This is a genomic window from Actinomadura geliboluensis (assembly GCF_043197915.1).
In the GTDB taxonomy this organism is placed as follows: domain Bacteria; phylum Actinomycetota; class Actinomycetes; order Streptosporangiales; family Streptosporangiaceae; genus Spirillospora; species Spirillospora geliboluensis.
In genome coordinates, this window is the sequence record NZ_JBICUA010000002.1 from 82,616 (window position 1) to 89,762 (window position 7,147).

A 7,147-nucleotide genomic window follows, 5' to 3' on the forward strand; every position below is an offset into this window, starting at 1 on the left:
GGGCGGATGGCGGGGCGGGACGAGGAGTTCACCGCTTACGTGACGGCGCGGATGGGGTGGTTACGGCGGGTCGCCTACCTGCTGTGCCAGGACTGGCACCGGGCGGACGACCTGGTGCAGTCCGCGATCACGCGGTTGTACGTGCACTGGCGGCGGGCGGCGGCGGCCGACAACGTGGACGGGTACGCGCGGACGGTGCTGGTCCGGGTGTTCCTGGCCGAGCAGCGGGGCGGGTGGCGGCAGCGGGTGCGGGTCGTCGAGCGGCCGCCCGATGCGGCCGTCGAGCCCGCCGACCACGCGGGCGGCGTGGATCTGCGGGCGGCGCTCGCGGTGCTGCCGCCTCGGCAGCGGGCGGTCGTGGTGCTGCGGTTCTACTGCGACCTCTCGGTCGAGCAGACCGCCGGTGTGCTGGGGTGCTCCGCCGGGACGGTCAAGAGCCAGACCGCGCGCGGCCTGGACGCGTTGCGGCGGGTGCTGGAGGGGGAACCGGCATGAACGGTCTCAGGGGTGAGCTGGAGCGTCTCGCCGGGGAGCCCGCTCCGGCGTCCGGGGTGGACGTCGCGGCGGCGGTGGTCGCCGGGCGGCGTGTGAAGCGGAGGCGGCGGGTGGGGGTCCTCGCGGTGGTGGTCGGGGTCGCGGCGGTCGCGGTGGGGGTGGTGGTGCTGCCGTCGCCGCAGGAGGAGCGTGTCCCGAAGGTCGTGGAGCCGGCGAAGTACCCGAGTCCGCTGATCGAGAAGGCGCGGTTCGGGTGGCTGCCCGCGGGGTTCGCGCGGACGCGGGTCACGCAGGACGGCGGGCGCGTCCCCGCCTTCAAGGTGAGCGCGGGGCGCGGGCCAGGGAGCCAGTCGATTGAGCTGACCGTGCTGCCGCTGGGGACGCGGCCGGCGATCCCGCTGCTGCCGGGTGCGCGGAAGGGGTGGCTGACGAAGGCGGCGCCGGTGAACGGGCGGCCCGCGTACTGGTCGATCAGGCCGGGCGGTCCCGGGTCGGCGCAGGTGGCGGCGGAGTTCCGGTGGGAGTACCGGCCGAAGACGTGGGCGCTGCTGTCGGTCAACGACCGTGGTGTTGCGACGGAGGAGACCGTCCACCGGATCGCGGCTGGGGTGCGATTCGGCGGGGGCGGGCCGGTGGCGTTTCCGGTGCGGGTGGGCGGTCTTCCGGACGGGCTCAAGGTCGGACGGGTGTGGCTCGGTGCCGGGCCGGACGTCATGTTCTCGCTCGGCGGGCCCGGCGCGGGCGACGAGCTGATGATCTCGGTGAGTCCGGCGAGTCGGGTCGCCAGGGCGCGGTCAGCGGCGAACACGGTGATCGACGGGCATCCCGCCTTCGACACCCGGCTGCCGCATGCCGGGCCGACGGCCGGGCGGGTGCCCGCGTCGAAGGCGCAGATCCTCCGCGTGTTCGGGGTGCGCGGGTTCGACATCGGCATCGACGCGCGGGGCGAGCCGCTGCGGCGGCTCCAGGCGGGCGGGGGACTGACGGGCCTGTTCCGGCGGATCGAACCGCTCGGCTCCGACCCCGAAGGGTGGACGGCGACACCGCTTCGTTAGTCGTCCGTTTTGTGCCGGGGACGTAGTTCGGCGATGCTTGGGGAGTGTCAACGGAGACTCTGAACGGCGCCGCCGAGCTGCGCGCCTTCCTGCACGGCCTGCCGGGCGTGGACCGGGTGGGCGCCGAGGAGCGGGCCGCGCGGCTGGCCACCAGGTCGATCAAGACGACGGCGAAGGCCGCGGCGATCGACCTGGCGATCTCGATGGTGGACCTGACCACGCTGGAAGGCGCGGACACGCCCGGGAAGGTGCGGGCGCTGTGCGCCAAGGCCGCCCACCCGGACCCGGCGGACGCGTCGGTGCCGAAGGTCGCGGCGGTGTGCGTCTACTCGGACCTGGTGGACGTCGCCGTCCAGTCCCTGGCGGGGACGGGCATCGGCGTCGCCAGCGTGGCGACGGCGTTCCCGGCGGGCCGGGCGCCGCTGGAGGCCAAGCTCGCCGACACGCGGGCCGCGGTCGCGGCGGGCGCGGCGGAGATCGACATGGTGATCGACCGCGGCGCGTTCCTGGCCGGCGACTACGCCAAGGTGTTCGACGAGATCACCGCCGTGAAGGGCGCCTGCGGGGACGCCCACCTGAAGGTGATCCTGGAGACCGGCGAGCTCGCCACCTACGACAACGTGCGGCGGGCGTCGTGGCTGGCGATGCGGGCCGGGGCCGACTTCATCAAGACCTCCACCGGCAAGGTGGCGCCGGCGGCGACGCTGCCGGTCACGCTGGTGATGCTGGAGGCCGTCCGCGACTACCGCGCGGCCACCGGGCGGCAGGTCGGCGTGAAGCCGGCCGGCGGCATCAAGACCACCAAGGACGCGATCAAGTACCTGGTGCTGGTGAACGAGACCGCCGGCCCGGACTGGCTCACCCCCGAGTGGTTCCGGCTCGGCGCGTCCAGCGTGCTGAACGATCTGCTCATGCAGCGCCGCAAGCTGGCCACCGGCGTCTATTCCGGTCCCGACTACTTCACGCTGGACTGACCATGGTTTTCGAGTACGCGCCGGCGCCCGAGTCGCGGGCTGTCGTCGACATCCGCGCCTCCTACGGGCTGTTCATCGGCGGCGAGTTCACCGACGGGCACGGCGAGCCGTTCAAGTCGATCAACCCAGCGGACGAGAGCGTCCTGGCCGACATCGCGTGCGCCGACGAGGGCGACGTCGACCGCGCCGTGAAGGCCGCGCGCACGGCCTTCGACAAGGTGTGGGGGCCGATGCCCGGCCGCGAGCGCGCCAAGTACCTGTACCGGATCGCCCGGATCATCCAGGAGCGGTCGCGGGAACTGGCGGTGCTGGAGTCGATCGACAACGGCAAGCCGATCCGCGAGTCCCGGGACGTGGACGTCCCGCTGGTCGCGGCCTGGTTCTTCTACTACGCCGGATGGGCCGACAAGCTCCCGTACGCCGGGTTCGGCCCGGATCCGCGGCCGGTGGGCGTCGCGGGCCAGGTGATCCCGTGGAACTTCCCGCTGCTGATGCTGGCCTGGAAGATCGCGCCCGCGCTGGCCTGCGGCAACACGGTGGTGCTCAAGCCCGCCGAGACGACGCCGCTGACCGCGCTGCTGTTCGCCGACATCTGCCGGCAGGCCGAACTGCCGCCGGGCGTCGTCAACATCGTCACCGGCGCCGGGGAGACGGGCCGCGCGCTGGTCGAGCACGAGGGCGTCGACAAGGTCGCCTTCACCGGCTCCACCGAGGTGGGACGGCAGATCGCCCGCTCCCTGGCGGGGACCGGCAAGAAGCTCACCCTCGAACTCGGCGGCAAGGCCGCCAACATCGTCTACGCGGACGCGGCGCTCGACCAGGCCGTCGAGGGCATCGTCAACGGGATCTTCTTCAACCAGGGGCACGTGTGCTGCGCCGGGTCGCGGCTGCTCGTCCAGGAGTCGGTCGCCGACGAGGTGCTGGAGCGGCTGAAGGCGCGAATGGCGACGCTGCGCGTCGGCGACCCGCTCGACAAGAACACCGACGTCGGCGCGATCAACTCGGCCGCGCAGCTCGCGAAGATCAAGGAGCTGTCGGAGGCCGGGGAGAGCGAGGGCGCCGAGCGGTGGTCGCCGCCGTGCGAACTGCCGTCCCAGGGCTTCTGGTTCGCGCCGACGATCTTCACCGGCGTCGCGCAGTCGCACCGGATCGCCCGCGAGGAGATCTTCGGGCCGGTGCTGTCGGTGCTGACGTTCCGCACCCCGGACGAGGCCGTCACCAAGGCCAACAACAGCCCCTACGGGCTGTCGGCCGGCATCTGGACCGAGAAGGGCTCGCAGATCCTCTGGACGGCGCAGCGGCTGCGCGCCGGGGTGGTGTGGGCCAACACGTTCAACAAGTTCGACCCGGCCTCACCGTTCGGCGGCTACAAGGAATCGGGGTTCGGCCGCGAGGGCGGACGCCACGGACTGGAGGCCTACCTCAATGCCTGACCGTCTCGCCGTCCGCAAGACCTACAAGCTGTTCATCGGCGGCGCGTTCCCCCGATCGGAGTCCGGCAGGTCGTACGTGGTCACCGACGCCAAGGGCCGTTTCGTCGCCAACGCCTCGCAGGCGTCCCGCAAGGACGCCCGGGACGCGGTCGTCGCCGCGCGGAAGGCGTTCCCCGGCTGGTCCGGGCGCACCGCCTACAACCGCGGCCAGATCCTGTACCGGGTCGCCGAGATGCTGGAGGGCCGCCGCGACCAGTTCGTGGACGAGCTGCGCCAGACCGGCGCCTCCAAGGGCGCCGCGGGCGCCGAGGTGGACGCCGCCGTCGACCGGTGGGTCTGGTACGCGGGCTGGGCCGACAAGCTGAGCGCCGTCGCCGGCGCCGCCAACCCCGTGTCCGGGCCGTTCTTCAACTTCTCCACGCCCGAGCCCACCGGGGTCGTCGCCGTCGTCGCGCCCGACTCGCCGCTGCTCGGGCTGGTGTCGGTGGTCGCGCCCGCGATCGTGTCCGGCAACACCGCCGTGGTGGTCGCCTCCGAGCCGGCGCCGCTGCCGTCCATCACCCTCGCCGAGGTGCTGGCCACGTCCGACCTGCCGGGCGGCGTCGTCAACGTCCTCACCGGCCGCCGCGCGGAGATCGCGCCCTGGCTCGCGACCCACATGGACGTCAACGCCATCGACCTCGCCGGCGTCCCGGACGACCAGGTCGGCGGCCTGGAGGAGAAGGCCGCCGAGAACCTGAAACGCGTCCTGCGCCCCGCGGAGACCGACTGGACCGAGGAGCCGGGAACCGCCCGTATGACGGCATTTCTGGAGACGAAGACCGTCTGGCACCCGGTGGGCGTCTAATTCGATTTGACGCTCCGCGTGTAGAGGGTCACAAAGTGTGGAATAGATCTCCCCGTAACTGATCATTTCGGGGGGGAGATCAGTGGCAACGAAAACCGCATCGCGCACGACCGCGAGCCGAGGGACGGCCGGTCGCGCGAAGAGCACAGCCAGCAAGTCCACCACCGCCAAGAAGCCGGCGGCCAAGCGCACGTCGGCGGCGAGTTCGTCGTCCCGGTCGACCACAACCAGGTCGACCGGGACCAAGAGCGGCACGGCGAAGAAGTCGACCGCGTCCAGCCGGACGTCGTCGACCGCCGCGACCCGCGTCACCAAGGCCGCGAGCCAGGCCAAGACCGCCGCGACGCAGATGAAGTCGGTGGCGACCAAGGCGTCCTCGTCGGCCAAGGCCATGACGGCGATGACCAAGGCGATGACCAGCGCCACCAAGGCGATGTCCGACGCCGCCAAGGCGATGGACGCGGCCGCGAAGGTCATCACCACCACCGCCAAGTCGAGCACGGCGAAGAAGAGCACGCCCGCGAGCAGGAGCACGTCGTCCAAGGCGAGCACCTCGAAGGCGAGCACCTCGAAGTCGGGGACGTCCAGGGCGAAGGCGGGCACGTCCAAGTCGAGCTCGTCCCGCAAGACGACCTCGGCGGCGTCCAGCCGGTCACGTCCGACCACCTCGGCCCGGACCAGCTCGTCGAAGTCGAGCACGGCGAAGTCGAAGCCGTCGAGCACGGCCAAGAAGGCGTCCACGCCCAAGTCGCGGACGTCGGCGGCCCGCAAGACGACCTCGTCCAAGACCGCCACGAGCACCAGGTCGGGGACGTCATCGCGGTCCAGTACGGCCCGCAAGACGCCCGCCCGCCGCGCGATGGAGGCGGCCGGGACCACCGCCGCGGCCGCGCAGTCCGCGTCCGCGATGGTCGAGCCGAAGACCGGCCCGTTCCAGCACTCGACACGGAGCGAAGGCGGGTTCCTCAGCGGGCTCACCAACGCCGGCCGCGAGCGCTGAGGATGGACGAGAAGGACATCCTCGCGCGCATCGACGAGTACGTCGGCGAGGAGCAGCGGCTCCGCGAGCGCTACCAGCGCGACGAGCTGGGGCGCGAGGAGGAGCACCGGCGGCTGGAGCAGCTGGAGGTCGCCCTCGACCAGTGCTGGGACCTGCTGCGCCGCCGCAGGGCCCGGTTGGACGCCGGCCAGGACCCGGACGCCGCCGGCGTCCGGCCGCCGGACGAGGTCGAGGGCTACCTCCAGTGACGCCGCCGCACCCACCACGCCGGCGGCTGCGGTTCGGCGCCTGCCTCGACCCGGCCGCCGCCGCCCCGCTGCTCCGCACCGCGCAGGACGCGGACCGCTACGGCCTCGACCTGCTCGGCGTCCGCGACCTGCCGCACCGGCGCGGCACCGCCGACGCGCTCACCCTGCTGGCCGCCGTGCTGACCGGCACGTCCCGGATCCGGGCGCTGCCCGCGGTGGCGTGCCTGCCGCTGCGCCCGCCCGCCGCGCTCGCCAAGGCGATCGCGACCATGGACCTGCTCAGCGGCGGCCGCGTCGAACTCGGCCTCGGCGCGGGCGCCGACCCGGCCGGCATCGAATCCTACGGCGGCACCCGGCCCGGCGGCGCGGCGGCGCTCCGCGCCCTGGAGGAGGCGGTGCGGCTCATCCGGCTGCACTGGAGCGACCAGCCCGGACTCCGCTTCGACGGCGACCACTACCGGTTCGCCGCCGCGGACGCCGGTCCGGCACCGCGGCGGCAGATCGGCGTCTGGCTCGGCGTCACCGGCCCGCGCGGCATCGACCTCGCCGGCCGGATCGCCGACGGCTGGATCGTGCCCTCGTCCCACGTCCCGCCGAAACGCCTCGCGGACGGCCGCCGCCGCCTCGACGACGCCGCCGCCCGGGCCGGCCGCGACCCGGCCGCCATCCGCCGCGTCTACATCCTCGAAGGCGCCCTGGACGGACGGGACTCCCACGGCTTCCTGCACGGCCCGCCCCGCCAGTGGGTCTACGAACTCACCGAACTGGCCATCGGCCACGGCGTCGACTCATTCCTCTACGCCGGCGACCCGGCGAACCTCCCGGTCTTCGCCCTGGAGGTCGTCCCCGAAGTCCGAGAGAAGATGGCCCAGGAACGAGTCGTCCTGAAAGACGGAGCCGGGTTCACCCAGGGAGGCGACCCCCTGGAACCCCCGTCACGAGCCGGCCAATCCTCACCCCACGGTTCGGGAGTTCCGTGACCCTGTGTTCGCCCAGGGGGGCGACCCCCTGGAACCCCCGTCACGGGCGGGGGGGGGGGGGGGGGGGGGGGGGGGGGGGGGGGGGGGGGGCGCGCGCGCCCCCCGGGCCGGGGGC

8 protein-coding genes are annotated in these 7,147 nt (G+C 73.2%); all 8 read left to right on the plus strand.

Translation table 11 applies throughout. The annotated features are described in order from the left end of the window. Window positions 1–6: 6 nt before the first annotated feature. The 8 genes from ACGFI1_RS05960 to ACGFI1_RS05995 all read left to right on the plus strand — a co-directional run bounded on the left by ACGFI1_RS05960 (window position 7) and on the right by ACGFI1_RS05995 (window position 7,032). On the plus strand, window positions 7–495 hold the full coding sequence (locus ACGFI1_RS05960; protein ID WP_301177763.1) for a SigE family RNA polymerase sigma factor: 489 nt from the start codon (window positions 7–9) through the stop codon (window positions 493–495). Continuing rightward, window positions 492–1,550 (plus strand): hypothetical protein, encoded by a 1,059-nt coding sequence (locus ACGFI1_RS05965; RefSeq protein WP_392783506.1) that lies wholly within the window; start codon window positions 492–494, stop codon window positions 1,548–1,550. The genes ACGFI1_RS05960 and ACGFI1_RS05965 overlap by 4 nt, the downstream gene beginning before the upstream one ends. A gap of 44 nt (window positions 1,551–1,594) precedes the next feature. Then, window positions 1,595–2,524 carry a deoxyribose-phosphate aldolase gene (deoC, locus tag ACGFI1_RS05970; protein WP_392783509.1) on the plus strand — a complete coding sequence of 310 codons (930 nt, stop codon included), beginning with the start codon at window positions 1,595–1,597 and terminating at the stop codon, window positions 2,522–2,524. A gap of 2 nt (window positions 2,525–2,526) precedes the next feature. Next, window positions 2,527–3,957 carry an aldehyde dehydrogenase family protein gene (locus ACGFI1_RS05975; RefSeq protein WP_364546740.1) on the plus strand — a complete coding sequence of 477 codons (1,431 nt, stop codon included), beginning with the start codon at window positions 2,527–2,529 and terminating at the stop codon, window positions 3,955–3,957. Continuing rightward, entirely contained in the window at window positions 3,950–4,804 is an 855-nt protein-coding gene (locus ACGFI1_RS05980) for an aldehyde dehydrogenase family protein (protein WP_392783512.1), read from the plus strand. Before ACGFI1_RS05975 ends, ACGFI1_RS05980 begins: the two co-directional genes overlap by 8 nt. Window positions 4,805–4,886: 82 nt before the next feature. Beyond that, window positions 4,887–5,804 (plus strand): hypothetical protein, encoded by a 918-nt coding sequence (locus tag ACGFI1_RS05985; RefSeq protein ID WP_392783515.1) that lies wholly within the window; start codon window positions 4,887–4,889, stop codon window positions 5,802–5,804. A 2-nt stretch (window positions 5,805–5,806) separates the two neighbouring features. After that, window positions 5,807–6,052: a DUF2630 family protein gene (locus ACGFI1_RS05990; RefSeq protein WP_138636501.1), complete on the plus strand. Its 246-nt coding sequence runs from the start codon at window positions 5,807–5,809 to the stop codon at window positions 6,050–6,052. Further along, window positions 6,049–7,032, plus strand: coding sequence for an LLM class flavin-dependent oxidoreductase (locus ACGFI1_RS05995; RefSeq protein ID WP_392783518.1), 984 nt, complete (start codon window positions 6,049–6,051; stop codon window positions 7,030–7,032). The genes ACGFI1_RS05990 and ACGFI1_RS05995 overlap by 4 nt, the downstream gene beginning before the upstream one ends. The last annotated feature ends 115 nt before the right edge of the window (window positions 7,033–7,147 follow it).

What these genes read in the sequence shown, in the direction of transcription:
- ACGFI1_RS05980 (WP_392783512.1), top strand. Translation starts at nt 3,950, where the DNA reads ATGCCTGACCGTCTCGCCGTCCGCAAGACCTACAAGCTGTTCATCGGC.
- ACGFI1_RS05975 (WP_364546740.1), top strand. Translation starts at nt 2,527, where the DNA reads ATGGTTTTCGAGTACGCGCCGGCGCCCGAGTCGCGGGCTGTCGTCGAC.
- ACGFI1_RS05965 (WP_392783506.1), top strand. Translation starts at nt 492, where the DNA reads ATGAACGGTCTCAGGGGTGAGCTGGAGCGTCTCGCCGGGGAGCCCGCT.
- ACGFI1_RS05960 (WP_301177763.1), top strand. Translation starts at nt 7, where the DNA reads ATGGCGGGGCGGGACGAGGAGTTCACCGCTTACGTGACGGCGCGGATG.
- ACGFI1_RS05990 (WP_138636501.1), top strand. Translation starts at nt 5,807, where the DNA reads ATGGACGAGAAGGACATCCTCGCGCGCATCGACGAGTACGTCGGCGAG.